25 protein-coding genes and 1 tRNA gene are annotated in these 24,421 nt (G+C 70.5%); 12 read left to right on the top strand and 14 right to left on the bottom strand.

The features are described from left to right. Positions 1–14 precede the first annotated feature (14 nt). Both AB0K15_RS13595 and AB0K15_RS13590 read right to left on the bottom strand, forming a co-directional pair. Positions 15–875 carry an alpha/beta fold hydrolase gene (locus AB0K15_RS13595; RefSeq protein WP_364049160.1) on the bottom strand — a complete coding sequence of 287 codons (861 nt, stop codon included), beginning with the start codon at positions 873–875 and terminating at the stop codon, positions 15–17. A gap of 45 nt (positions 876–920) precedes the next feature. Beyond that, complete coding sequence (locus AB0K15_RS13590) at positions 921–1,244, bottom strand: hypothetical protein (RefSeq protein WP_364049158.1); 324 nt, start codon at positions 1,242–1,244, stop codon at positions 921–923. 184 nt (positions 1,245–1,428) lie between these two features. Here AB0K15_RS13590 and AB0K15_RS13585 point away from each other — a divergent pair, with 184 nt between their 5' ends. Together AB0K15_RS13585 and AB0K15_RS13580 are read left to right on the top strand one after the other, a co-directional pair. Further along, positions 1,429–1,680, top strand: a complete 252-nt coding sequence (locus tag AB0K15_RS13585) for a hypothetical protein (RefSeq protein WP_364049156.1) — start codon at positions 1,429–1,431, stop codon at positions 1,678–1,680. 86 nt (positions 1,681–1,766) lie between these two features. Further along, entirely contained in the window at positions 1,767–2,408 is a 642-nt protein-coding gene (locus AB0K15_RS13580; RefSeq protein WP_364049154.1) for a TetR family transcriptional regulator, read from the top strand. An 874-nt stretch (positions 2,409–3,282) separates the two neighbouring features. Here AB0K15_RS13580 and AB0K15_RS13575 read toward each other — a convergent pair. The 5 genes from AB0K15_RS13575 to AB0K15_RS13555 all read right to left on the bottom strand — a co-directional run bounded on the left by AB0K15_RS13575 (position 3,283) and on the right by AB0K15_RS13555 (position 8,630). Continuing rightward, positions 3,283–4,137, bottom strand: a complete 855-nt coding sequence (locus tag AB0K15_RS13575; RefSeq protein WP_364049152.1) for a TIGR03621 family F420-dependent LLM class oxidoreductase — start codon at positions 4,135–4,137, stop codon at positions 3,283–3,285. Positions 4,138–4,236: 99 nt separating this feature from the next. After that, positions 4,237–5,217, bottom strand: coding sequence for a ribose-phosphate diphosphokinase (locus AB0K15_RS13570; protein ID WP_360593936.1), 981 nt, complete (start codon positions 5,215–5,217; stop codon positions 4,237–4,239). Next, positions 5,214–6,707, bottom strand: coding sequence for a bifunctional UDP-N-acetylglucosamine diphosphorylase/glucosamine-1-phosphate N-acetyltransferase GlmU (gene glmU, locus AB0K15_RS13565; RefSeq protein ID WP_364049150.1), 1,494 nt, complete (start codon positions 6,705–6,707; stop codon positions 5,214–5,216). The genes AB0K15_RS13570 and glmU overlap by 4 nt, the downstream gene beginning before the upstream one ends. A gap of 48 nt (positions 6,708–6,755) precedes the next feature. Continuing rightward, positions 6,756–8,450, bottom strand: coding sequence for a GGDEF domain-containing protein (locus tag AB0K15_RS13560; RefSeq protein ID WP_364049148.1), 1,695 nt, complete (start codon positions 8,448–8,450; stop codon positions 6,756–6,758). Positions 8,451–8,558: 108 nt separating this feature from the next. After that, positions 8,559–8,630: transfer RNA gene (locus AB0K15_RS13555), tRNA-Gln, on the bottom strand. Positions 8,631–8,836: 206 nt separating this feature from the next. Here AB0K15_RS13555 and AB0K15_RS13550 point away from each other — a divergent pair. Further along, positions 8,837–9,799 carry an acyl-CoA desaturase gene (locus tag AB0K15_RS13550; protein WP_364049146.1) on the top strand — a complete coding sequence of 321 codons (963 nt, stop codon included), beginning with the start codon at positions 8,837–8,839 and terminating at the stop codon, positions 9,797–9,799. 49 nt (positions 9,800–9,848) lie between these two features. On the opposite strand, the gene AB0K15_RS13545 is transcribed toward AB0K15_RS13550, so the two are convergent. Then, positions 9,849–10,748: a LysR family transcriptional regulator gene (locus AB0K15_RS13545; protein WP_364049144.1), complete on the bottom strand. Its 900-nt coding sequence runs from the start codon at positions 10,746–10,748 to the stop codon at positions 9,849–9,851. Between the two features lie 80 nt (positions 10,749–10,828). Between AB0K15_RS13545 and AB0K15_RS13540 the strand changes: the two genes are divergently transcribed. The 4 genes from AB0K15_RS13540 to AB0K15_RS13525 all read left to right on the top strand — a co-directional run bounded on the left by AB0K15_RS13540 (position 10,829) and on the right by AB0K15_RS13525 (position 13,959). Further along, a complete protein-coding gene (locus AB0K15_RS13540; protein ID WP_364049142.1) occupies positions 10,829–11,653 on the top strand; it encodes an oxidoreductase in 825 nt (274 codons plus the stop codon). A 141-nt stretch (positions 11,654–11,794) separates the two neighbouring features. Continuing rightward, positions 11,795–12,862: a zinc-binding alcohol dehydrogenase family protein gene (locus AB0K15_RS13535; protein WP_364049926.1), complete on the top strand. Its 1,068-nt coding sequence runs from the start codon at positions 11,795–11,797 to the stop codon at positions 12,860–12,862. A 102-nt stretch (positions 12,863–12,964) separates the two neighbouring features. Further along, on the top strand, positions 12,965–13,555 hold the full coding sequence (locus tag AB0K15_RS13530; RefSeq protein WP_285974454.1) for a TetR/AcrR family transcriptional regulator: 591 nt from the start codon (positions 12,965–12,967) through the stop codon (positions 13,553–13,555). 44 nt (positions 13,556–13,599) lie between these two features. Further along, a complete protein-coding gene (locus tag AB0K15_RS13525) occupies positions 13,600–13,959 on the top strand; it encodes a nuclear transport factor 2 family protein (protein ID WP_364049140.1) in 360 nt (119 codons plus the stop codon). On the opposite strand, the gene AB0K15_RS13520 is transcribed toward AB0K15_RS13525, so the two are convergent. Both AB0K15_RS13520 and AB0K15_RS13515 read right to left on the bottom strand, forming a co-directional pair. Then, positions 13,956–14,345, bottom strand: a complete 390-nt coding sequence (locus AB0K15_RS13520; RefSeq protein ID WP_364049138.1) for an NUDIX domain-containing protein — start codon at positions 14,343–14,345, stop codon at positions 13,956–13,958. The genes AB0K15_RS13525 and AB0K15_RS13520 overlap by 4 nt on opposite strands. Next, positions 14,342–14,860: an isochorismatase family protein gene (locus tag AB0K15_RS13515; protein ID WP_364049136.1), complete on the bottom strand. Its 519-nt coding sequence runs from the start codon at positions 14,858–14,860 to the stop codon at positions 14,342–14,344. Before AB0K15_RS13515 ends, AB0K15_RS13520 begins: the two co-directional genes overlap by 4 nt. Positions 14,861–14,924: 64 nt before the next feature. Here AB0K15_RS13515 and AB0K15_RS13510 point away from each other — a divergent pair, with 64 nt between their 5' ends. Continuing rightward, positions 14,925–15,644 (top strand): SDR family oxidoreductase, encoded by a 720-nt coding sequence (locus AB0K15_RS13510; protein ID WP_364049134.1) that lies wholly within the window; start codon positions 14,925–14,927, stop codon positions 15,642–15,644. Between the two features lie 386 nt (positions 15,645–16,030). Continuing rightward, positions 16,031–17,662: a GMC family oxidoreductase N-terminal domain-containing protein gene (locus tag AB0K15_RS13505; RefSeq protein ID WP_364049132.1), complete on the top strand. Its 1,632-nt coding sequence runs from the start codon at positions 16,031–16,033 to the stop codon at positions 17,660–17,662. A gap of 48 nt (positions 17,663–17,710) precedes the next feature. Here AB0K15_RS13505 and AB0K15_RS13500 read toward each other — a convergent pair whose 3' ends face one another. From AB0K15_RS13500 to AB0K15_RS13490, 3 genes are read right to left on the bottom strand one after another with little or no spacing between them, the layout of a single operon-like run. Then, positions 17,711–18,892 carry a PQQ-dependent sugar dehydrogenase gene (locus AB0K15_RS13500; RefSeq protein WP_364049130.1) on the bottom strand — a complete coding sequence of 394 codons (1,182 nt, stop codon included), beginning with the start codon at positions 18,890–18,892 and terminating at the stop codon, positions 17,711–17,713. A gap of 37 nt (positions 18,893–18,929) precedes the next feature. Beyond that, the gene (locus AB0K15_RS13495; RefSeq protein WP_364049128.1) at positions 18,930–19,577 is read right to left on the bottom strand and encodes a response regulator transcription factor; all 648 of its coding nucleotides are present in this window, start codon (positions 19,575–19,577) and stop codon (positions 18,930–18,932) included. Beyond that, a complete protein-coding gene (locus AB0K15_RS13490) occupies positions 19,574–20,701 on the bottom strand; it encodes a histidine kinase (protein WP_364049924.1) in 1,128 nt (375 codons plus the stop codon). Before AB0K15_RS13490 ends, AB0K15_RS13495 begins: the two co-directional genes overlap by 4 nt. Before the next feature lie 147 nt (positions 20,702–20,848). On the opposite strand from AB0K15_RS13490, the gene AB0K15_RS13485 reads away from it, so the two are divergent. Continuing rightward, on the top strand, positions 20,849–21,451 hold the full coding sequence (locus AB0K15_RS13485) for a methyltransferase domain-containing protein (protein ID WP_364049126.1): 603 nt from the start codon (positions 20,849–20,851) through the stop codon (positions 21,449–21,451). Next, a complete protein-coding gene (locus tag AB0K15_RS13480) occupies positions 21,423–21,929 on the top strand; it encodes a DedA family protein (protein ID WP_364049124.1) in 507 nt (168 codons plus the stop codon). The genes AB0K15_RS13485 and AB0K15_RS13480 overlap by 29 nt, the downstream gene beginning before the upstream one ends. Here AB0K15_RS13480 and AB0K15_RS13475 read toward each other — a convergent pair. After that, entirely contained in the window at positions 21,871–22,674 is an 804-nt protein-coding gene (locus AB0K15_RS13475) for a helix-turn-helix domain-containing protein (protein ID WP_364049922.1), read from the bottom strand. The two genes, AB0K15_RS13480 and AB0K15_RS13475, sit on opposite strands and share 59 nt — an antisense overlap. Positions 22,675–22,759: 85 nt before the next feature. On the opposite strand from AB0K15_RS13475, the gene AB0K15_RS13470 reads away from it, so the two are divergent. Next, positions 22,760–23,677 carry an LLM class flavin-dependent oxidoreductase gene (locus tag AB0K15_RS13470; protein ID WP_364049122.1) on the top strand — a complete coding sequence of 306 codons (918 nt, stop codon included), beginning with the start codon at positions 22,760–22,762 and terminating at the stop codon, positions 23,675–23,677. The last annotated feature ends 744 nt before the right edge of the window (positions 23,678–24,421 follow it).

Below are 24,421 nucleotides of genomic sequence, written 5' to 3'. Positions count from 1 at the left end.
CACGGCAGCACCGATCAGCCCGGGGAGCCGACGGTGCAGAAGAACTTCGTGGCGTGCGCCGGGTCGAGGGCGTTGGTGACGAGGTTCCAGACGTTGAGGTCGTAGGCCTCGCCGATGTGGCCCACCGGGTCGAACGGACACGTGTCCTGCACGTACTCGTTCACCACACCCGGCTCACGCACGAACGAGGTGTCGGTGGGGGTCACGAGCTCGTCGTAGCGCGAGGTGATCACGGTGTACTTCACGCCGGGCTGCGCGATGGGACCGGTGGTCAGCTTCTTCACGGCGGCGCCGTCGGTGATCAGGTCGTCGCACGCCGGGCAGCCGAGCGTGGACAGGGCCGTGCCGACGGCGTCGCGCTCGCCCTGCCCGAGCAGGTACGCGAGCTTGGTGAGGCCGGCGAACGTGGTGCCGTGCGTGGGCGGCGCGATGGACACGACCGAGCCGATCTTGTCCGAGATGCCCTGGGTTTTCGTGACGTAGAGGGACTGGAAGCCGCCCTCGGAGTGGCCCACGACGTCCACTTGCGACGCCCCGGTCTCCGCGAGCACCTGGCCGATGAACTGCTTGATCTCGGCCGCCGAGTCGGCGATCGGGCGCAGGCCGCCGACGACCGGGAAGCCCGGGTAGGCGCCGTAGGTCTGGCTGAAGGTGCAGTAGCCCTTGGCCGCGACGGCCGACTGCAGGAAGTTCAGGTCCTCGTAGTAGGTGGCGCCCAGGCCGTGGAGGAAGACCACGGGCCGGGGGTGGGCCGCGCTCGGGCGGCACGACGGGTCGTTGTTGCCGCCGGCCGCCTGCGCGGGTGCGGCGGTGAACGCGGCCGCCACGAGCGCCACGGCGGCCAGCACGGCCGCTTTGGTCCGCAGTTTCCTCATGGAGAAGGGTCCTTCCTCACGGTCACCGGCGGCGTTGCCGGTGGTTCAGGGGGTGGGGTAGAGCGCGTCGACCAGCACGGCGTGGCGCCGGGCGACGACGTTCCTGCGGATCTTGAGGGTCGGGGTCAGCTCACCGGACTCGACGGAGAACGGCTCGGGTGCGAGCGCGAAGTCTCGGATTTGCTCGGGCGGAGAATAGCGTGCCTCCACCGACGCCACGTCACGGGCGATGACCGAGCGCAGTCGTTCGTCGACGTGCCGGCCGGGTTTGTCGGTGTTGCTCCCGGTTTCCGCGGCGAGCACCGGGAGCTCGTCCGGATCGACGCTCGGGTTCGCCGCCGGGCACGGCCGTCGGTCGCCGAGCAGCACCGCACCGGCGATCCGGCGCGGGTTGTTCTCGATGGCGGTGGGGGTTCTTGCCGGCCGAGGTCGCCCGTGTGCCTTCGACCGTCCACAATGGTCTCTTGGGGATTGTTGTGGCAGCCCGTGAAAACGCCTGCCGAGCGCGGCCGCTGGAGTACGCGGTCGTGGCGACATCACCGGGGTGCGGAGCTTGCCGTGGCCCGGGATCCGGCTGCATGTCGGGAGTTTCGGTGCCGAGGCGGGGTCGATCGGCACGCGGATCGGGCCGATGCGGGCGATCGCCAGGTCGCGGATCGTCCACGTCGGACTGTTGGGGGCGAGCAGCACGACTTTGCCGCCCTTGCCCGCGTGGTCGCGCAGCCACGCGGTCGACGTCCTCGTGGAGCTGGGCGAACGTGCGCTCGCGCCCGGTGTCGTTCTCGTGGTACCGCTGTGCGCTTGACATCGAATACCTCCCGGTATTGGATACCTGAAAGTATTGAGTTGGCTTCGCGAAAGTCAAGCCCTTGATCAGGAGGATTCACCCCGATGCCCGCACCGGGCCGCACGCGGCCGACGCGCGCCGAAACGCGCCGCCGCATCCTCGACGCGGCGTTCCGGGTCTTCGGCGACCAGGGCATCGCGGCCTCCAAGCTGACCGAGGTCGCGGCCGCCGCCGGCCTCACGAAGGGCGCGGTCTACTCCAGTTTCGCGTCGAAGGACGAGCTGGTGCTGGCGCTGATGGAGGAGCACGCGGCGCACCGGCTTTCCGAGAGCCTCGCGAGTTTCGCCTCGGCCGGCACGGGCGCGGCCGGCCTCGCCGACGTCGCGGCGGTGCTGATGCACGAAATGCGCACGGACGCGGTGTGGCACCGGCTGCTGGCGGAGTTCTTCGCCTTGGCGCACCACGATGCCGACCGCCGCCTCGCCCTGCGCGACCGCCGCCGTGCCGTCCGCCGGACGATCGCCGCCGCATTGGAGCGCTTGGCTTCGGGGTTCGGCTTCACCTTGCCCTTGCCGGCCGAAGAGTTCGCGGTGATCCTGCTGGCGCTGAGCAACGGCCTGGCCGTCGAGGCCGACATCGACGAGGAGGCCGTGCCGGAGGGGTTACTGGGCCGCGTCCTGACGTTGATCGCCGGCGACGCGGTGGCTGCGGTGCGCTCCGCGGCGGAAAGCGTGGCCGGGGACTGACGCCCGCCTGGTGCAGCCGGGGTCGCGGTACGGATCGGCTCCGGCGGTCGCTTCGGTTCTTCGCCGCTACCGGGGCTCGTCGCCGATGCACGAGGCTCGGGGCGTGAATGTCTACGGAAGATGCGCTGGACCTCGGGCCGGCCACGCCTTCCGCGCAGCGCCGACCGAGCCGGCCGTTCGCCGCGGTGAACCCGCTGCTCGCCTGCCCAGCGGATGCCTGGCCGGCCGCCTGCGACCCGATCCACCGCGGACGGCTACCCGTCGGGCCCCCGCTCGTGCCGACTTCGCCCGGGACGCCAAATTCGTGCTGACCTTTGCCATGGTTCTGCGCTGAACAGCCCGGCCTTCCTGCACGAAGGGGCCCGCTCCGGCCGACGAAATCCGCAGGCGCATCGCCCTCCACCTTCGGCTGGGTCACGCCGCCGGCACTGGCCGGCCCCGTCGCCTTGGTGGAGGTCGGCGCCAGGCAGGCCCGCCGCTGCCCGCGCCGCCGGCGAACCGTCTTGCGGGACAACAGTCACCGCAGTCCAGCAGCCTCCGCGGCAGAGCGGCTCCCGCCCTCCCCAGGGCGGCGTCCCCATGTCCATTCTACCGAGCAGCACCGACAAAATCGGTGCGCGAGCTGAGCTGTCCACAGGGGTGGGCGGTTGCGGAAAAGCCGGGGCCCCGCGATGGGTGCCCCCGGCCGGCGCAGCAGATGACGGAGAGAAACCTTGTGGCGCAACAGCAATCGGCGGAATCCGGCATTGTCGCGGCAGGTTCCGGCACCCGGCGGGCCCTGGCGACCATTGCCGCGGTGTACCGACGATCGGGCGATCCCGGCAGAAGCTATTGTGGCGCGCCGGAAATCGACCCAACCCCCGGCGTGGCAAGGTCAACGGCCGCGCAACCGAGCGACCACCGGTGCCAGCGTCTCCATCATCGAGTCGAACACCGTGATGTAGGAGAACCCGTATCGTTCCCGGCGCTCGACGAGCTGCGTGACGATTTCGTCGACTGTCCCGAGCAGCAGCTGTGGAGCTTCGAGGAGCTCGTCGACGCCGGGTTCCGGGTCCGTCAGCGCCTGCCACTCCGCGGCGGCGGCGCGGCGGTCGTCGGTCACGACCACTCGTTGGACCAGCATGTTGTACTCGATGTCGCGATCGCCGGCGAGCGACCGGAAGTACGCCACCCGCGAGTCCATGTCCGAAGCCGGGTCCAGCACGAACGTCCCCGGGGGCTTGCCCGGCGCTTGCCGCAGACCGGCGAAGCCCACGATGTCCGCGTCCGACGCGGCCAGCGAGAGCACCCCGTCGCTGTTGCCCGCGATCAGCAGCGGCGGAAGGTTCGCACCGAGCCGCTCACGCAGCTCGGCCAGGCCATCGCGCAGGTAAGCGATCCGATCAGCTGCCTTCAACCACGGCAACCCGGCCTCGTCGAACTCCGCCTTCATGTGGCCCGAACCCAGCCCCAGCTCGAAGCGGCCACCGGTCAGGACATGCGTATTGGCGACGTCCCGCGCGAACAGCGCCACGTTGTAGAACGGCAGGTTCGACACCAGCGTCCCCACCCGCGGCCGGGAGGTAGCCGCCGCCGCGGCCACCAGGGCCGGGAAGGGCGCCGGACGCCCGTCCCCCAGGTGGTCGGGCACGCTGATGGCGTCGTACCCCAGCTCCTCGGCCCGCCGGCACAGGCCGACGAACGACGAATCGACAGTCCGCAGACTGACACCGAACTTGAAGTTCCCCATGGCGCCCGAACCTAGCCGCGCCGCGCCGCGTGGCACAGACAGTTTCGCCGCCGGCGGACCGAAATCCACCGACGGCGAAAAAGGAAAACCCGAGAACCCTCAGGCCGCCCCGTCGAACAGCGAGGTCACCGAACCGTCCTCGAACACCTGCTGGATCGCCTCCGCCAGCATCGGCGCGATCGACAGCACCGTCAGCCCCGGGAACCGCTTCTCCTCCGGGATCGGCAGCGAGTTCGTGACGATCACCTCGCGCGCCTTGCACTGCGAAAGCCGCTCGGTCGCCGGGTCCGACAGGATCCCGTGCGTCGTGGCGATGACGACGTCCGCGGCGCCTTCCTCGATCAACGCCTCGGTCGCCTTCACGATCGTGCCGCCGGTGTCGATCATGTCGTCGATCAGCACGCAGAGCTTGCCCTGCACCTTGCCGACCACGCGGTTGGCCACGGCCTGGTTCGGCTTGTCCGGGTCGCGCGTCTTGTGGATGAATGCGATCGGCCGGTCGCCCAGCTGCTGCGCCCACTTCTCCGCAAGCCGAACACGGCCCGAGTCGGGCGAGACGACCGTGATGTCCGCGTCGCCGTAGGTCGCCTTGATGTGGTCGGCGAGCACGGACTGCGCCATCAGGTGGTCGACCGGGCCGTCGAAGAAGCCCTGGATCTGGGCGGTGTGCAGGTCGACGGTCATGATGCGGTCGGCGCCCGCGGTCTTGAACAGGTCGGCGATGAGCCGCGCCGAGATCGGCTCGCGGCCCTTGTGCTTCTTGTCCTGCCGGGCGTACGGGTAGAACGGCATCACCACGGTGATCCGCTTGGCGGAAGCGCGCTTCAGCGCGTCCACCATGATCAGCTGCTCCATCACGTACTCGTTGATGGGCGTGGTGTGCGCCTGGATCACGAACGCGTCGGTACCGCGCACCGACTCCTCGAACCGCACGAACAGCTCACCGTTGGCGAACGTGTGCGCGGTCTGCGGGGTGATGGTCACGTTGAGGTGCTTCGCGACCTCTTCCGCGAGCTCCTGGTGCGCCCGGCCGGAGAAGAGCATCAGATTCTTCTTCGGCGTACCTGACTTCGGACTCATGCTGGCGACTCCCCGTCGTTTCCTGCTTCCGACACGGACACGGCGGTGTCCTCACTCGCGGCGAGCGCGGCTTCCGCCGCTTCCGCCGCGGGCGTGCCCGGCCTGCGCCGGACCGCCCAGCCCTCGACGTTGCGCTGCGGCCCCGCCGAGAGCGCAAGTGCACCAGGCGGCACGTCCTCCCGGATCACCGCACCCGCTCCACTGTAAGCGCCGTCACCGATCCGCACCGGCGCCACGAGTGTGTTGTCGGCACCGAGTCGGACATACGAGCCCACGACGGTGTGGTGCTTGTTCACGCCGTCGTAGTTCACGAAGACGCTGGAGCAGCCGATGTTGCTGTGGTCGCCGACGGTCGCATCGCCCACATAAGTGAGGTGCGGCACCTTCGTGCCGGTGCCGATCTGCGCGTTCTTCGTCTCCACGAACGCGCCCAGCTTGCCCTTCGCGCCCAGCTTGGTGCCGGGCCGCAGGTAGGTGTACGGGCCGACGTTCACGCCGTCGCCCAGCTCGGAGTCGTCCGCGTGCACCCGCACCACCGACGCGCCCGCGCCGACGGTCACCGAGGTCAGCGTCGTGTCCGGTCCGACCACCGAGCCCTCGCCGATCGACGTGGTGCCCTTGAGCTGCGTGTTCGGCTCCAGCAGCACGTCGCGCGAGAGCGTCACGTCCGCTTCGATCCACGTGGTGTGGGGGTCGGTCACGGTCACGCCCTCGCGCTGCCAGCGGCGCACGATGCGGCGGTTGTACTCCGCGCCCAGCGTCGCCAGCTGCACGCGGTCGTTCACGCCCTCGGTGACCCACGGGTCGTCGACCACGAGCGCGCCGACGCCCTTGCCGTCGTGGTGCGCGATGCCCAGCACGTCGGTGAGGTACAGCTCGCCCTGCGCGTTGTCCGTCGACAGCCGCGAGAGGCCGTCGGCGAGCACGGCGGCGTCGAACGCGTAGACGCCCGAGTTGATCTCGGTGATCTCGTGCTGCGCCGGGGTCGCGTCCTTGTGCTCGACGATCGACTGGACCACGCCGGCGTCGTCGCGCACGATCCGCCCGTAGCCGGCGGGGTTGGCGACCACGGCGGTGAGCACGGTGACCGCGTTGCCCGAACCGGTGTGCTCGGCCAGCAGCGCGGCGAGGGTCCCGGTGTCGAGCAGCGGCACATCGCCGTAGCTCACGAGCACGGTGCCGGTGAGGCCGGCGGGCAGCTCGTGCAGCGCGCACGACACAGCGTGGCCGGTGCCCTTCTGCTCGGCCTGCACGGCGGTGGTCACCTCGCGGCCCAGCACCTCGCCGACGCGCGCGAGCTCGGCACCGACGGCTTCGCGGCCGTGGCCGATCACCACCACCAGGTGTTCGGGGTTCAGTCCGGCCGCGGCGCGGACGGCGTGTTCCACCAAGGGGCGCCCGGCGATCGGGTGCAGCACCTTCGGAGTGGACGAACGCATGCGGGTGCCCTCACCCGCGGCGAGGATCAGCGTGCTCAGCGGGCCGCTCAACGAGACTCCCAACAACGATTTACCGGCTCGTTCCGACGGGCAACGATCCTACGTGGGCTCCTCGGCGCTCCACGAGGGGTCGGCCGGGATGCTCTCCGCGGGCCAGCTCGCGCCGGCGTCGCCCGCCATCGAATTCGCGGAGGCGACCTGGTTGCCCCCACCGCGTTTTGCTTCGTACATCGCCGCGTCCGCGCGCGCGAGCACCTGCTCGGCCCGCTCCTGCGGCCGCAGCGACACCAGCCCGATGGACAGGGTGACGCCGTGCGAAAGGTGGTGTGGCAGCTCTGCCACCGACTTCACCGCGCGGCCCAGCGCCATCTTCGCGGCGGATGCGGGCGCGCCCGGCAGCAGGACGATGAACTCGTCCCCGCCGTAGCGCGCGACAACGTCGTCACCGCGCAGGGCGTCACGCAACGTGCTCGCGACGACGCGGAGCACGTTGTCTCCCTCGGCGTGCGACTGCTTGTCGTTGACGCCCTTGAATCCGTCGAGGTCCACGAGCGCGACGGCGAGCGGTTGCGCGTCGGCCGACGACGCCAGCGCGCGCAGGCGTTCGTCGAGCGCGCGGCGGTTGGGCAGGCCGGTGAGCGGGTCCTGCAGCGCCTGCTGTGTGATCGCACCGTGTTCGGCCGACAACCGTTCGTGCTCGCGGCGTGCGTTGAGCGTGGCGATCTGCGACTCGCGCAGCGTCCACATCTCGGCTTCGAGCGTGGTCGCGTAGTCGATCAGCGACTTGCCGGCGCCCGACGCGTGGTCCGGCGCGGTGTCGAGCCGCGCGAGCTCGCGGGCGATGTTGAGCCGCATCGACGGCTGGGAGATGTCCTCGGACATCGCCTTGCGCGTCTCGCGCAGCACGTCGAGCGCTTCTTCGCGACGCCCGGCGCGGTCGAGGCACCGCGCGAGCGCGATGGCGACGATCTCCTGCTCGTGCGGGAAGTGGTGGCCGTGGCGCATCTGGGTGAGCCGGTCCACGTGCTCCGCGGCCGGGTTGTGCAGCGCCAGTGCGGAAGCGAGCACGCCCACCTGGTCCACGGCGGAGACCCCGGCCCTGCGCGGGAACAGCGACTCGGCGAACGGGCCCTCGGCCGCTACCGCCATCGACGCGGCGGTGCGGAACTTCTCGGCCGCCTCGTCGTACCGCTCGATGCGCTCGAGCCGCAGGCCCCAGCCCAGCAGCATCTTCACGCGGTTCATCAGCTGCAGCGTGATCTCGTGGGGGCTCGCGCTCTCCCGGATCGCCTGGTGGGCGCGGCTGATGACCTCTTCGGCGGCTTCGTACACGCCGAGCTGGTTGAGCACGATCCAGCAGTCGATGAGCGCCATCGACTGCATGCGGTTCCAGTTGCGCACGCCGACCTGGCGATCGGGGATGGTGGAGTCGTCGAGGATCGCGAGCGCGCGGGCGATCTCGGTGAGCGCGGCGTCCTCCTGCGCGGCCAGCACCAGCCGGCGCCCGCGCAACGCGTGCGCGTCGGCACGCAGCAGCGACAGGCCGTGGCGGCGGGTGTGGGCGAGCATCTCGTCGAGCCGCGGTTCCGCTTCGGCGGCCAGCCCGCGCGTGACCAGGCGGGCGAACGCCGAGGCGCGCAGCAGCTGCGCCACCAGCGTGGGCTCGCCGCGGCGCAGGGTTTCCTCGAGCAGCTCGTCCATGATCGCGACGATCTCGAGCTGTTTGTCGAACTCCTGCCGCTGGACGGCCGCGATCAGCTCACGCGCGCGCCCGACCAGCCATGCGTCGGACATCTCGACGAGAGTCGGACGCCGGGCGGCTCCGGGGTCGATCGCTTCATCGCTCAGCCGCCCCACACCCCCATCGCTTCGCTGCCTCGCCTCGGGTTGGTCACACGCCTGCTCCGCCGCCAGGATTCGAACCTGAACTGTCAGAACCAAAATCTGAAGTGCTGCCGATTACACTACGGCGGATCGATCCTGGTCAGGATAGCGATGATCGGCGACAGTGGTGGCGGGAGGGTGAAGCGCCCGCGCTCGGGGTACTTCTCAAGGTGAACCGCGCCGGAGCGGAACGGACATTTCGGGCCTCCCCAGGGCGCGAAACCTCCTGTACCGTAACTTACGGCATCGTAGGTTAGGTCACCCTTCGCAGGGGCTCGTAGGAAGAAGTGAAGCGTATGACGGCCACCCTCGACCGTTCCCAGCCGGCTGGCGATCCGCCGGCCCAGAAGGGCCCCAAGCCCATCATCGAAGGTCAGCGCGGCATCGGCGTGCAGCTGTCGGTGTACTTCGGCGTGATCGCGCCGCTGGTAGCCCTGCTGGTCGCCGTGCCTTTCGCGTGGGGCTGGGGACTGACCTGGGTCGACGTGGCCCTGTTCGTTGTGTTCTACGGAATCAGCGGTCTGGGCATCACCGTCGCCTACCACCGGTACTTCACGCACGGCTCGTTCAAGGCGAAGAAGTGGCTGCGCGTGGTGATGGCCATCGCCGGCAGCATCGCCCTCCAGGGCCCGGTGATCACCTGGGTGGCCGACCACCGGCGCCACCACGCGTTCTCCGACCGTGACGGCGATCCCCACTCGCCGTGGATGTTCGGCACCTCGCCGGCGGCCATCGCCCGCGGTTTCTGGCACGCCCACATGGGCTGGCTGTTCGAGCGGGACAAGAGCAACCAGGCCCGCTTCGCGCCCGACCTGGTCAAGGACTCGGCCATCCGGAAGGTCGACGACCTGTTCTGGCTGTGGGCGCTCGTGTCCCTGGCGCTGCCGGCGGTGCTGGGCGGCCTCATCTCGTGGTCTTTCTGGGGCGCGCTCACCGCGTTCTTCTGGGCCGGCCTCGTGCGCATCTGCGTGCTGCACCACGTGACCTGGTCGGTGAACTCCGTCTGCCACATGATCGGCGAACGCCCCTTCGCGGCGCGTGACCGCTCCGCCAACTTCTGGCCGCTGGCGATCTTCTCCTTCGGCGAGTCCTGGCACAACCTGCACCACGCCGACCCGACCTCGGCCCGCCACGGCGTGAAGCGTGGCCAGATCGACATGTCGGCCCGCCTGATCTGGATGTTCGAGAAGTTCGGCTGGGTGCACGACGTGCGCTGGCCGACTCCGCAACGGCTGGCTCGGATCGCTTCCGAGGGCTGAGTTCTTTCTTCCTTCGCGGACCACCGGTTTTCGGTGGTCCGCTTTCTTTTCAGGGCTTGTTCTCGGTGGCCAGCCGGGCGGCGCGCGCGTAGCCGTGGACCAGCGGGCGGGCGTCGTCCTTGCGCCACGCGAGTGCCAGGCGGCTGGGGGACACGCCGCGGACCGGGAGGGCGACGACGTCTCCGCGCGTGAGCAGGGGCGCGTTGCCCGCGGCGATGAGGCAGACGCCGCGGCCGTCGACGAGGGCCTCGTAGGTTTCGTCCGCGCTGCCGATCTCCGCGCCGATCACGGGGGCCTGGCCGCCGCGAGCTTCCGGGGCGAGCCAGTAGTCGCGCAACGGGCCGGCGTCGGAGGGCAAGGCGAGGAACGGTTCGTCGAGCAGGTCGGTGAAGTCCACTGTGGACTGTCCGGCCAGCGGGTGGGCGGCCGACATCGCGACCAGGCGGGGTTCTTCGGCGACCACGACCCAGCTGTAGCGTTCGGCGCCCGGCACCGGGAGCCACACGAAGGCGACGTCGGTGGAGCCGTCGGCGAGCCCTGCCGTGGAGTCGTGCCAGCCGACCTGGCGCAGCGTGAGCCGGGCGTGGGGGTGCTCGTCGGTGAACCGCGACCGGATCGCGGGCAGCATGCCGCCGCGGCCGGGGCTCGTGCTCATGCCGACGACGAGCGTCCCGCGTTGCTCGGCCTTCGCCCGTGCGACGGCGTCGTGCGCCGCGTCCCACTCCGCGAGCACCCGGCGGGCGTGCGGCAGCAAGGCCTCGCCCACCGGCGTCAACCGGACCTCGCGGCGGTCGCGGTCGAACAGCGGCGCGCCGAGCTGCCGTTCGAGCATGCGGATCTGCTTGCTCAGCGCCGGCTGGGAGACGTAGAGCCGCTCGGCCGCGCGCGTGAAGTGGAGCTCTTCGGCGGCCGTGACGAAGTACCGCAGATCACGACCGTGCACGTCCATAGCCAATGGTTATCACGGCAGGTCTTGGACCCGCGAGCGGTTTTCGCCCAGAGTCGGTGACAGCGAAAGGAGTTCAGGACATGAACAAGGTTTGGCTGATCACCGGCGCGAACAGCGGCTTCGGCCGCGCGCTCACCGAGGCCGCGGTGGCGGCCGGCGACGTGGTGGTCGCGGCGGCGCGGCGCACCGAAACGCTCGCCGATGTCGTCGCGGCACACCCGGACCAGGTGGAGGCGGTGGCGCTCGACGTCACGGACCTCGCGGCGGTCGACGCGACCGTCTCGTCGGTGATCGCGCGGCACGGCCGGCTCGACGTGCTGGTGAACAACGCCGGCCGCAGCCACGTCGGCGCGTTCGAGGAGACCACCGACGAGGAGCTGCGGTCGCTGTTCGACGTGCACGTCTTCGGCCCCGCGGCCCTCGTGCGCGCGGCGCTGCCGCACATGCGCGAGCGGCGGTCCGGCGCGATCGTGCAGATGAGCAGCATGGGCGGGCAGCTGTCGTTCGCGGGGTTCTCGGCCTACAGCGGCACGAAGTTCGCGCTGGAGGGGCTGTCGGAAGGGCTCGCCGACGAGGTGGGCCGCCTGGGGATCAAGGTGCTGATCGTCGAGCCGGGCGCGTTCCGCACCGGCCTGTGGGGCAGCACGAGCCGCAGCGGCGAGATCGCCGACTACGCCGAGTCGGTCGGCCCCACGCGCCGGCTCGTCGTCGACGCCGACGGCACGCAGGCCGGCGACCCCGCCAAGGCCGCCGCCGCCATCCTCGCCGCGCTCGACGCGCCGGACACCCCGCTGCGCCTGGCCCTCGGCGCGGACGCCGTCGACGCCATCGGCGGCCACCTCGACCAGGTGCGGGCCGATCTGACGGCCTGGGAGGACCGCTCGCGCGACACCGCGTTCGCCTGAGGCGGCCGGGTGCCCGCCGGCGGCTCACGTCGTGCCTGGAGCATGCGGATTACGCACACCCGGGTTGACTGATCTTCGCTTCCGGCATGGCTGCACCCGGTCCTACGGTTCGGGAAAGTGCTTGAGCAGAAAGGCTTTCCCGTGCGCGCAGCCACCCTGACCGCTTTCGGTTCCCCGCTCGTCGTCGGCGAGGTGCCCGATCCGCCGGACGGCGAAGTGCTCGTCGAGGTCCTCGCGACGATCGTGCCCCCGTACGCCGCCGAAGTGTTCAGCGGTGAACGGCGGTATCCGCTCGAACCGCCCGTGGTGCCCGGCATCGGGGGGATCGGGCGGGTCCGGCGCGTCGGGGCGGACGCGACCAAACTGACCCCGGGTGACCTCGTGTGGTGCGATTCGACCGTTCGCGCCCGCGACGACGCCCTCACCCCCGACATCACGCTGCAGGGCTGGAGCTCCCGCGGCGAGGGCGGGGCGCGCCTGTCGCGGTACTTCCACGACGGCGCGTTCGCCGAGCTCATGCGTGTGCCCACGGAAAACGTCCATCCGCTGCCCGCCGGTGTGGATCCGGTGCGGTGGGCGGCGCTGAGCGTGCACGTGATCCCGTATGGCGGCCTGCTCGCCGGCGGCCTCGCGGCCGGAGAGACGGTGCTGGTCAGCGGCGCGACCGGCAACCTGGGCAGCTGCGCGGTGGCCGTGGCGCTGGCGATGGGTGCCGGCCGCGTCGTGGCGCCGGGCCGCAACCGGGCGGTGCTCGACCTGCTGGCCGAGCGGTTCGGCCAGCGCGTGCGGCCGGTCGAGCTCCGCGGCGACGCCGACACGGACCGTGAGGCGATGCGCGCGAACGGTCCGGTCGACCTCGTCATCGACCTTCTCCCGCCGCGGGCCCCGGCGTCCGTCGCCCGCGCCGCCGCGATGACCGTGCGCGAACACGGCCGCGTGGTGCTGATGGGCGGGGTCGGCATGCTCGGCGGCGCGGAGCTGTCCCTGCCGTACCCGTGGCTGATGCGGAACTCGGTGACGGTGCGGGGCCAGTGGATGTACCCGCGCGCGGCCAACGTCGGGATCATCCGCCTCCTCGAGTCGGGTGCGCTCGACCTGGCGCCGGAGCGGGTGACGCGGTTCGGATTGGCCGAGGTCGACAAGGCTGTCGCGCACGCCGCGGCTTCGAGCGGCGCCTTCTCGCGAACGGTGCTCACTCCGATGGCGTGACGCCCTGCGGCTACCCTGCTGCGCATGGCGGGGAGACGAAGGGCGAAGCGCGAAGCAGCGGTCACCGGCGCGCGACCGGCGGCGCCGGTGACGCGCGTCCGCATGACGGGCAGCGAGCGCCGGCAACAGCTGCTCCTCGTCGCGCGCGCGTTGTTCGCCGAGAAGGGCTTCGACGGCACCTCGGTGGAAGAGATCGCCGCCCGCGCGAACGTCTCGAAACCCGTGGTCTACGAACACTTCGGCGGCAAGGAAGGCATCTACGCGGTCGTTGTGGACCGCGAAACGCAGCTCCTGCTCGACCGCATGGTCAACACCCTCCACGGCGGCCACCCGCGCGTCATGCTCGAACAAGCGGCGATCGCCCTGCTCAGCTACGTCGAGGATTCCCACGACGGCTTCCGCATCCTCGTCCGCGACTCCCCGGTGGCCAGCTCCACGGGCACCTTCTCCACCGTCCTGAACGACATCGCGGGCCAGGTCGAACACATCCTCGCCCAGCAGTTCGCGGCGCGCGGCTACGAGGAGAAGCTGTCGGCGCTGTACGCCCAGGCTCTGGTCGGGATGGTGGCGTTGACGGGCCAGTGGTGGCTCGACGCGCGCAAGCCGAAGCGCGACGAGGTGGCGGCCCATTTGGTGAACTTGGCTTGGAACGGGTTGTCGCATTTGGAGCACAAGCCGAGGCTGCTGGGCTGAGCCGGGGACTTGTCCGAACGGCGTCAGTGCCTGACGATCATCCGATGAAGACTTTCCGCGAAGCCATCGAAGGCCGCGACATCGAGGCCGCCATCGCGTTGTTCGCCGAGGACGCCGTGTTCCGGAGTCCCGCCGTGCACCGGCCCTACCAGGGGCGCGAGCAGGTCGCGGCGATTCTGCGCGCGGCGTTCGCCGTGTTCGAGGACTTCGCGTACCAGCGGGAGCTGACGGACGACGACGGCCACGCCCTGGTCTTCACCGCACGCGTCGGCGACCGCGAGGTGGAGGGGTGCGACTTCTTGCGCACCAACGACTCCGGTGAGATCACCGAGCTCGTGGTGATGGTGCGCCCGCTGTCGGGACTCAACGCGCTGGCCGCGGCGATGCAGCAGCAGCTCGGCTAGAGCAAACCGCGTGCGTGCAGGTCGTCGAAGATGAGCTGCACGACCGCCGACACCCGGGGACGGTCCTCGAAACCCAGCCAGCCGAAGGCGGCGATCTCGCTCGACGCCGCCAAAGTGCCGGAGAACGAGCCCGTGTAACAGGTCATCCGCACGACCGTCCCCGCCGCGCGCCCGTCCGCCTGCGCTTCCCACACGCCCGCGGGCTCGAGCGACGACGGGTCCAGCGCGACCGACAGCTCCTCCGCGATCTCCCGCACCAGCGCCTCGGCGTCGGACTCGCCGGGCTCGCGTTTGCCACCCGGCAGGTACCACGTGTCCTTGCCGGCCGACACCGCCGCGAGCACGCGGCCGTCCACGACGTGCAGCCACGCCAGTTTGTCGATCATCCCAGTGCCGCAAGGGTTTCGGCCGTGGTGAGCACCGTGCCGAGCCGCGGGAAGATCTTCGTGGTCGACGATTCGTGCGACACGTCCGAGAGACCCGTCATCGCGTCCGACACGGCGATCACGGAGTACCCGTGGTCCGCGGCCGCGCGCAGCGTCGACTCGACGCCGAACTCCGTCGCGATGCCGCCGAACACGACGGTGCGCACGCCCGCGTCGCGCAGGTGCGCGTGCAGGTCGGTGTTGTAGAAGCCGCCGATCGTGGTCTTGACCACGAGCTTTTCGCCGTTGCGCGGCTTCAGCTCCGGGATCACGTCGCTGCCCGGCGCGCCCTCGGAGCCCGGCCGCATGGCCTGGATGATCACGATCTGCGCGCCGGCTTCGGAAAACGCGTCGCGCAGGCGCACGGCGTTGGCGGCGGCCTCGGGCCCGGCGAACGGCGTCGTCGGCATCGCGACGATCCGCTCCTGGAAGTCGACGAGCACGAGCGCCGTCGACGCGGGGTCGATCTCGTTCATACGGCAGATCCTAGGCGGGTCCCGGTACGGTCGGTGTTCGTCTGCTGGGGAAAGGAAGTTCGGGATGAACCGGGAAGTAGTGGTCACCGGCGGTGGCACGGGAATCGGCTACGCCATCGCGGCCGCGTTCGCGCGCGCCGGCGACCGCGTGACGATCACCGGCCGCCGCGAGAGCGTGCTCACCGAAGCCGCGGCGCTGCTCGGCGCGCGGGCGGTCACGTTCGACGCCGGCGATCACGAAGCCGTCGAAGCGGCCTTGCCGCAATTGCCGGAAAGCGTCGAGGTCCTGGTGAACAACGCCGGCGGCAACACCGATTTTCTCCGCGACGACAACACCGACCTCGCCACCCTGAACACCGCCTGGACGGCCAATTTCCGCGCGAACGTCTTCACCGCCGCCTTGGTCACGGCGGGTTTGCGCGACCGGCTCGCCGACAACGGCCGGATCATCACCATCGGCTCCATCGCCGCGCACACCGGCGCCGGTTCGTACGGCTGGGCCAAGGCCGCCGTCGAGGCCTGGAACGCGGACATCGCCCGGGTGCTGGGGCCGCGGGGGATCACCGCGAACGTGGTCGCGCCCGGCTTGATCGTCGACACGGAGTTCTTCCACGGCAAGCTCACCGACGAGCGCCGCGGCAGGCTGGTCTCGAACACGATGAACAAACGAGAGGGCCGCCCGGAAGACATCGCGGAAGTCGTGGAGTTCCTCGCCGGCCCCGGCGCGGGCTACGTGACGGGCCAGGTCATCCACGTGAACGGCGGCGCCTACCTGGGCTCCTGAGCGCTTCTTCGCGTCGTCCGTCCCGCCAGCGGCTCGCGTCCGAAGAGTATGAATAGAACCGTTTTCGATGAGCTTGACTCGCCGGACAGCGCGGTACTTCACGTCGCCGATTCGGTCGAGGTCGATTCGTCTCGCGAAGTGGCGTGGCTGCGGGGCGAAAACAAGAGTGAAATTGCTGACAGCAATCGGGCCCCGGCGGGGTGCCGGCGAACGTGCCCGCCTGGTGGGTACCGCATTCACGTCGCGCTGCCGCCGCGAGTTGCCATCTCAGCAGAGTCAGCACGCTGCGCCGCTGTGTCATCATTGACCGGAGTGCGTCTCACGGACCCGGCCTCGATTCGGGAGTATCCGTCAATTGCCATTATCCAGACCACCGGAGGCTGCTGATGTCCCCCTCTCACGGCGCAGAAAACCCGTCGCTTCCCGATGAGGTCGATGTCATCGTCGTTGGTGCCGGGGCTGCTGGATGCGTGATCGCCGCTCGCCTGAGCGAGGACTCCGCATGCACGGTGCTGCTGTTGGAGGCCGGCGGCGCCCACGATCGGGCGGCAGTGCGCGTGCCAGGTCATCGCCGGAATCTCTGGTCTGCACCTTTCGCCTACGAAGACGAGACAACGGTGCAACATCACGTTGGCGACCGCCATATCTCACTTCCCACAGGTCGGGGTATCGGCGGTGGTAGCGCCATGAACGGGCTGATCTGGCTGCAGGGGCACCCTGCGGACTACGACGGGTGGCAGGACCAAGGAGCGCACGGCTGGAGTTGGCGCGGCCTGCGACCGTACCTGCGCCGGATCGAAGACCACGAGCTTGCATCGGATCAGTTTCACGCCGCAGGTGGTCCCATGGCCGTCAGTTTCCCGCGCGACATTCATCCCGCGGCGGCTGCGTTCGTTCGAGCGGGCGCCGTCGAGGGACTTGCCGTCAGCGATGATCTGAACGGGGCGGTCCGGGAAGGTGTCGGCTTCGGACAGGGGAATATCCGTGACGGCGCACGACATGACGTTGTGGACGGTTACCTTCGCCCTGCCGAAGGCAGGGCGAATCTGATCGTTCGCAGCGGAGCGCGAGTGGACGAGATCGTCACGGCCGGATCCACCGCGATCGGTGTCCGGGTCGCGGGGACGAGCAGTACGATTCGAGCCCGCCGTGCGGTGATTCTCAGCGCCGGTGCGATCCGTACTCCCCAAGTGCTCCAGCTGTCCGGTATCGGTGATGCTGATCAGCTTCGTTCCCTGGACATTCCGGTCGTCGCGGACCTGCCGGGCGTTGGCCGGGGCCTGCAGGACCACGTGCTCGTGCCGACCACGTGGCCGCTGCGCGTGGATGCGCGAGCATCATTCGATGAGGACCCTGAACTCGCCTACCGCACGCTGCGCCGCGGCCCGCTCGCTTCGACCGTGCCGGCTCTTGCCGTGCTGCGCAGCACGAATGAGCTTTCCGCTCCTGACCTGCAGCTGGCGATTTCGCCCAACGGCTCCGCGCCGGGGGCCGACGGTGGTCCGGCTGTGATCGGAAATGTCGCTCTCGTCGCTCCCCAGAGCCGCGGGACCGTTCGCCTCGCCTCGGCCGACCCCGCGGCTGCTCCGTTGATCGACCCCGGCTACCTGCGAGAGGCTGCTGATCGGAACGCGCTGGTCACGGGCCTGCGACGCCTTCAATCGATCTTCACGGCCCCGCCGATGCGAACTCTGGTGGAACCCAGCGCCCGCCCGGGGCCTGAGGCGTGGGCCGACGACCAGGCGCTGCTGAACTACATCACCCGGCATGCCGGCCCGTACTGGCACATGACCGGAACGGCGCGCATGGGTTCCGACGACTTGTCCGTCGTCGATCCTGGGCTGGCGGTTCATGGCGTCGGAAATCTTTTCGTCGTCGATGCGTCGGTGATGCCCACGATCCCACGGGCGAACACGCACGCCACCACCATCGCCATCGCCGAGCGTGCTGCGGAGCTGTTTACCCTGGCATGGTCGGGACAGCCGGCGCCGGTCGGCACTCGGGCAGATGATGAATAGAGTGCCGTTTCGGCGAAGCAGCACCCACGCGTGACTGCCGAAACCTCCTTAGGCGCCCGGAGTGACGCGCAGCAATTTGTCGTCGGAACCGTTCGAGGTGGTCACGTAGAGCGCGCCGTCCGGCGAGGAACGGACGGCGCGCAGCCGCCCGAACCGGTCGTCGAATTCCGGCGGCAGCGTCACCGAAGTGACGTTCGCCGTGGAATCCAGGTGCAGCAGCAGCAGTTTCTGGCCCTTCAACGCCACCACGGCCAACGCCCCCTCGTTGGCACCCCATTGAGGACCCGTCAGGAACGCGTCACCGGAAGTCGCCTCGGTGATCTCGCCGGAAGTCCAGAGTGGACGGACCGCGTCCGGGAACCGCGTGAGGTCCGTCATCGGCACGCTCTCGTCGTACGAAGAATCCGTGCCGCCCTTCGACGGATCCCAGCCGTAGTTGGCGCCGGCCCGGATCAAGTTCACCTCGTCGTCGAACGTCGGCCCGTGCTCGGAAGTCAGCACCTGCCCCGTCCCGGGCCGGATCGCGACGCCCTGGATGTTGCGGTGCCCGTAGGTGTAGATCCGCCGTTCGCGCGGATCAGTGGACGCGTAGAACGGGTTGTCCGGCAAGGCTTCGCCGGTTTTCGCGTTGATCCGCAGCACCTTTCCGCCCAGGCTGTGGCGATCCTGCGCGATCGTCGACCGCGCCGTGTCCCCGGTCCCGACGAGCAGCGCGCCGTCCGGAGCCAACGTCGGCCGGCAGCCGGAATGGCGGCCACTGGGGTTCACCGGCAGCCCCGTCAGCAGATCCCGCACCTTCGACGCACTCGCCCCATCGGGCGCGAGCCGCCACGTGACCAGCCGGACGTCGACGGCCCGGCCACTCTCCTGGTGCGTATGGCAGGTCGTGAACTCCCGCGACGAAGCGAAATCCGCCGCGAGCACCATCCCCATCAGCCCGCCCTCACCCTGCACGAGGACGTCGGAAAAATCGGCGCGCACCTCGGTGGTCCGCCCATTCCGGATCAACGCCAGCTTGCCCGGCCGCTGCGGCACCAGCAGCGACCCGTCCGGCAGGAACCCGATGTCCCACCCGTGCTCGAGCCCGCCCGCCACCTCCTCGACGCGAAACCCGGTGGCAGACGCCGACGAAGGCGCGCTCGTCAACGGCGGCGGCGCACTCGCCGCCCCCGAACAAGCGGCAGCGAGCACCGCGACGACCGCGAGCAGCACGACTCCGGGCAGGCGCATACCACCCAGCATGCCCGACAAATGCGACGTTCGCGTCTCAATCGCCGGGCCGGACCAGCCCCGATTCGTACGCGAACACCACCGCGTGCACCCGGTCCCGCAGGCCCAGCTTGGCGAGGACCCGCCCGACGTGGGTCTTCACCGTCGTCTCGCCGATGAACAGCTTGCCCGCGATCTCGCCGTTCGACAGCCCGCGAGCGATCAGCCCGAGCACGTCCTTCTCACGCTCGGTGAGCGAACCCAGCTTCGCCGACTCGACGGGCCGCCCGGTCAGGTAGCGGTCGAGCAGCCGCCGCGTGACCGACGGCGACACCATCGCGTCGCCGCGCAGCACGCCGCGGATGGCCACCAGCATCTCGTCCGACGGCGCGTCCTTCACCAGGAACCCGCTCGCGCCCGCGCGCAGGGCCGAGTAGGCGTATTCGTCGAGGTCGAACGTCGTGATCACCAGCACCCGCACGTCCGGCAGGGCGGCGCAGATGCGCTCGGTCGCGGCGACGCCGTCGAGCACCGGCATGCGGACGTCCATGAGCACCAGGTCGGGCCGTCGTTCCCGGGCGATCCGCACGGCCTCCGCACCGTCGTCCGCCTCCGCGACGACGGCGAGGTCCGGCTGGCTGTCCACGATCATCCGCAGCCCGACGCGCACCAGCTCCTGGTCGTCGCAGATCAGCACCGACGTCATCGCGTTACGCCCGTCCGCAGCGTCGCGAGCACGCGGAACCCGCCGTCGGCCAGCGGGCCCGTCTCGAGCTTGCCGCGGTAGAGCTCCACCCGCTGCGCCATCCCGGCCAGCCCGCGCCCCGACGACGGCAGCCCGGCCGCCACGGGCTCGCGGCCCCCGGTGTTCGTCACCTCGACGAGCACCTCGGTGCGCGTGAACTCCAGGCGCACCCGGGCGGACGCGTCGGCGGGAGCGTGTTTGAGCATGTTGGTCAGCGCCTCCTGGACGATGCGGTACGCCTGCAGCGCGGCGCCGGTGGGCAGGTCGGTGGCGTCACCGGTCACGTCGAGCTCGACGTCGCGCCCGGACTGCTCCACGAGTGCGCGCAGCTCGTCCAGCGTCGGCTGCGGCGTGCGCGCGGGCTCACCGGCGTGCATCACCTCGAGCAGCCGCCGCAGCTCCGCGAGCGCCCCGCGCCCGGTGCGGCTGATGCTGTCGAGCGTGCGGTCCACGGCGTCCGGGTCCTGGTGCCGAGCGAGCTTCGCGCCCTCGGCGTTGAGCACGATCACGCTCATGCTGTGGGCGAGCACGTCGTGCAGCTCGCGCGCGATGCGCGTGCGCTCCTCCGCGACGGCTGCGCGCGCCTGCGCCTGGCGCTCGGACACCGCGAGGTCCGCGCGCAGCCGTTCCTCGTCGGTCAGCTGCTCCTTCGCGCGGAAGAACTCGCCGAGCGCCCACGCCGCGATGTGCAGCGGCAGCACGCCGACGATCGTCAACGTCGGGTTCTGCGTGGCGACGCCCCACGTGAACCCCCACATCGAGTCGAGGACCAGCACGGCCGCCGCGATGAACGTTGCGAACCGCCGGTCACCCTTCTTGACCAGCGTGTACAGCACGACCGCCATCGCCAGCTCGCTGCGCCCGCGGTCGAACGCCCACACCTCGTTCGTGTAGACGGCCACCACCCCGGCGATGATCAGCGCCGCCGTCGTCCGCGGCCACCGTCGTCGCACGAGCAGGGGCAGCAGGAACACGAGCGGCACCAGGTGCAGGGACCAGTCGCCGGCAGCGATGTTCGGCCCGAGCAGCACGAAGACGGCGTACAGCGGCAGGTCTAGCGTCCAGCGGTGCCTGCGCACCCACATCACCAGAGCTCGCACGTCTCCGAACGTAACGCTCACCGGCCACTCGCCGCGTCCTTCCGCGGTATGCCTCGCCTCCTCCGATGGGACGACCCACGCGGCCCGATCGGCCGATCCGCGGCCACCGGCGGCGTCCTTAGTTTCGGGTTCATGTCGATCACCACGGAGTTCTTCCGGCACCCCATGCTGACGGGTGCCGTCACCGCGAGTTCGGGTTTCCTCGCCACCGCCATGACCCGCGGCCTCGGTCTCGAGGGCGCGTCTTCGGTCGTCGAGCTGGGGCCGGGGACAGGAGTGTTCACGTCGGCGGTCCTGGCTCTGCTGCCGGCGTCCGCGTCCTTCACGGCGGTGGAAATCAATCCCCGGCTGGCCTCTTCGCTGCGTTCGCGGTTTCCCACGGTCTCGGTGGTGTGCGGCTCGGCGTCGTCGGTGAGCTCGTGGGGTTTGGCCCCACCGGACGTCGTGATCTCCGGCCTGCCCTGGACGGCCATGCCGTCCGCACGTCAGCAGGAGATTCTGGACTCGACCTGTTCGATCCTCTCCCCGCGCGGCTGCTTCACGACGTTCGCCTACGCGCACACCGCCTGGACACCGCCGGCCCGCCGTTTCGCCCGGCTGTTGCGCAGCCGCTTCTTCGTGGTCGAGCGGACTCCGGTGGTGTGGCGGAACCTGCCACCGGCGTATGTGTACCGGGCCGCGTTGCCGGTTTCCGCCGGGGTTTCCCGTGAACGCTCTGCTGCACCCGCTTCTTGACGCTCCCGCGGTGGTCGTCTACGTCGTGTGCGCCTTGGTGATCACGGCGGAGACGGCTCTGCTGCCGGGAATCGTGCTGCCGACACTGTCCACTTTGCTGCTGATGGGGTTTCTCGTGCAGCGGGGCACTTTGTCCTGGTGGGTGGCTCTGGCGGTGTGCGTTCTCGCCGCTGTTGTCGGCGACCAGGTCGCGTACTGGGAGGGACGCGTGCTCGGGCCGAGGTTGCGTTCTTCGCGGCTGGGGCGCCGCGTCGGGGCCGCGCGCTGGGACCGGGCCGAGTCGGTGATCGTGCGGTACGGGCTGCCGGCGGTGGTGCTGGGCCGGTGTTTGGCGGGGGTGCGGACGTTGGTGCCCCGCGTCGCCGGGTCGGCCGGCCTGCCGTACCGGCGGTTCGTGGTGGGGAGCGTTTGTGCCGCCGTCATGTGGGCGGGGGTGGAGTTGCTGGCGGGACAGCTGACGGGATGGGTTGTGCCGTAAGCAAAGCGGCCGTCTCCGCGTCGGCCGGAAGGAACGTCTCGAGGCTCAGCTCCGCGATCGTCACGTCGACCGCGGTGGTGAGGCGGGTGATGGCGGTGATCAGGCGGAGGTCGCCCAGGGAGGTGGACAGCTGCAGGGGCACGGCGAAGCCGAGGTGGTCCGGCGAAGGGGGCGAAGGCGCGGGCAGGTACGACGTCAGCTCCTCCAGCAGCTCGGCCTGGCGGGGATCCGGCAGGCCCTGGCGGGGGCGTTCGAGCACGTGCTGCGCCCAGTCGGCGAAGTTGTGGATGCGCGGGGCCATGCCGTCGGGGTGCAGCGCCAGGCGCAGGACGTTCACGGGTGGCGCCAGCAGCTCGGCGGCCACGCCCTCCGTCAGGAGAGTAAAGGCATCGTTCGCGGAGACCAGTGTGCCGTAGCGATCGACGATCAGCGCCGGGTACGGGCGGTGGCCGTCGAGCAGAGCCGTCAAGGAATCGAGGACGGGGGCCAGCCGGGGGTCCTCCAGTGGCGTCTCGGCGTAGCGCGGGGCGAAGCCTGCCGCCAGGAGCAGGGCGTTGCGTTCGCGCAGGGGCAGGCCGAGGGCTTCGGCCACGCGGACGACCATGCCGCGGCCGGGAGTCGAACGGCCGCGTTCCAGGAAGCTCACGTGCCGCTGCGTGGTGCCGGCGGCCAGGGCCAGGTCGAGCTGGCTGAGGCGGCGGCGGGTGCGGGCGTCGCGCAGCGCGGCGGCGAAGGCCGGGTCCATGAGGCCAGGCAAGCAGAACCCGCGCGGGCGCGCCATTCCTTCCGGGGAATTGCCGCCGGCTCCGAGGCGGAACAGTCTCGATCCCATGCACTACGGACTCCTCCTGCCCGCCGGGCAGGCCCAGCTTCCCGTCACCGCCGTCGTCGAGCTCGCCCGCGAGGCCGAGCGCCTCGGCTTCGACTCCGTCTGGGCGGGCGATTCGCTCGTCCGCGCGCGGGCCGAGCCGCTCACCTTGCTGACCGCCGTCGCGCAGGCCACCGAGCGCGTGACGGTGGGGACCGCCGCGCTGCTGCCCGCGTTGCGGCAGCCCGTGCAGGCGGCGCTCACGATCTCCACGCTCGACCAGCTCTCCGGCGGCCGCCTCGTGCTCGGGCTCGGCGCGGGGTTCCCCGGCTTCAGCGAGCCGGAGTTCGACCTGGTCGGCGTGTCGTTCAAGACGCGCTTCTCTCACCTCGACGACGTCGCCCGCCTCTGGCGCGACCTCTGGTCCGGCACGCCCCGGTCGTTCCACGGCAAGGTCCTCCACCACGACTGGCTCCCCGAAGTCCCGGCGCCCTCCCGCCTCGGCGGCCCCCCGCTGTGGCTCGCCGGCGCGACCCCGTCCGCCCTCCGCCGCACGGCCGACCTCTACGACGGCTGGCTGCCCTACCCGCCCGACCCCGCCGACTACGCCCGCGGCCTGACCGCCATCCGCTCGCTCACCGACCGCCCGATCACCCCGGCCCTCTTCGCGACAGCCTTCGTCGCCGACGACCCGGAGCGCGGCCGCCAGGCGCTGGACACCTACTGCCAAGCCACGTACCGCCGCCCCCTGTCCGCGATCGGCACCATCCAGACGATGCTCACCGGCCCGGTCGAGGCCGTCGCGGCCGGCTTGCGCGACTACGAACTGGCTGGTGCAGACCACATTCTGCTGCGCATCGCCGCCCTGGACGCCGACGTGGTGGCCGACCAGCTGCGCCTGCTGTCGGAACTCTTGCCGACCAATTTTCCGCAACACTGAACCCTGTGGGGCCTCCCGTCCGTGTCGTGAATGGATCCCCACCCGGGGGATCCATTGACACGAAAGGGAAGCCATGAAGATCACCGGAGACCCCGACTGGAACCGCACCACCACCCGCAGCGCCGGCACCGCCGGCTGAGGCGCACCCTCCCCCCGGGGTTCGACGCGCGGCGACGGGCCGGCTCAGGCCGGCCGCGCCGATCCGCCGCCGCGACGAATCCCCTGCGGCGCAACGCTTTTCGGGTGGGCTAGGGGAGCCCTGCGAAGCTGTTGCGCCGCGGTTGTCCCCCCCGTTGTCCGGCACTTGTCCAGTGCTTGGCCGGCTGTTGTCCGGGGTTGTCCACAACTGTGCTCGGCTGTGGACGTGGTCCTCTCGGCCGCCGGTTTTGTCGGTGTGTGGCGGCAGAATGGATCCAGGGCCCCTGGGAGGGAGCCTGCCAGGCGGGCCGCGACCACCGCGGAAACCGCCGACGTGCGGCCAGTCCGCAACCCGGTCGAGACCACGCCGGGCAGCCTGGCCTGCCGGAGCAACCTCAGCGCCACCGCGAACCCTGCCATCGCGAGGACCTGCCACCGCGAACCCTGCCATCGCGAGGACCTGCCACCGCGAACCCTGCCATCGCGAGGACCTGCCACCGCGAACCCTGCCACCGCGAACCCTGCCATCGCGAGGACCTGCCACCGCGAACCCTGCCATCGCGAGGACCTGCCACCGCGAACCCTGCCATCGCGAGGACCTGCCAC

Source organism: Amycolatopsis sp. NPDC049253 (assembly GCF_040678995.1).
Classification (GTDB): Bacteria; Actinomycetota; Actinomycetes; order Mycobacteriales; family Pseudonocardiaceae; genus Amycolatopsis.
The sequence above is the reverse complement of the archived record's forward strand: the minus strand, read 5'-3'. Positions and strand labels throughout refer to the sequence as shown.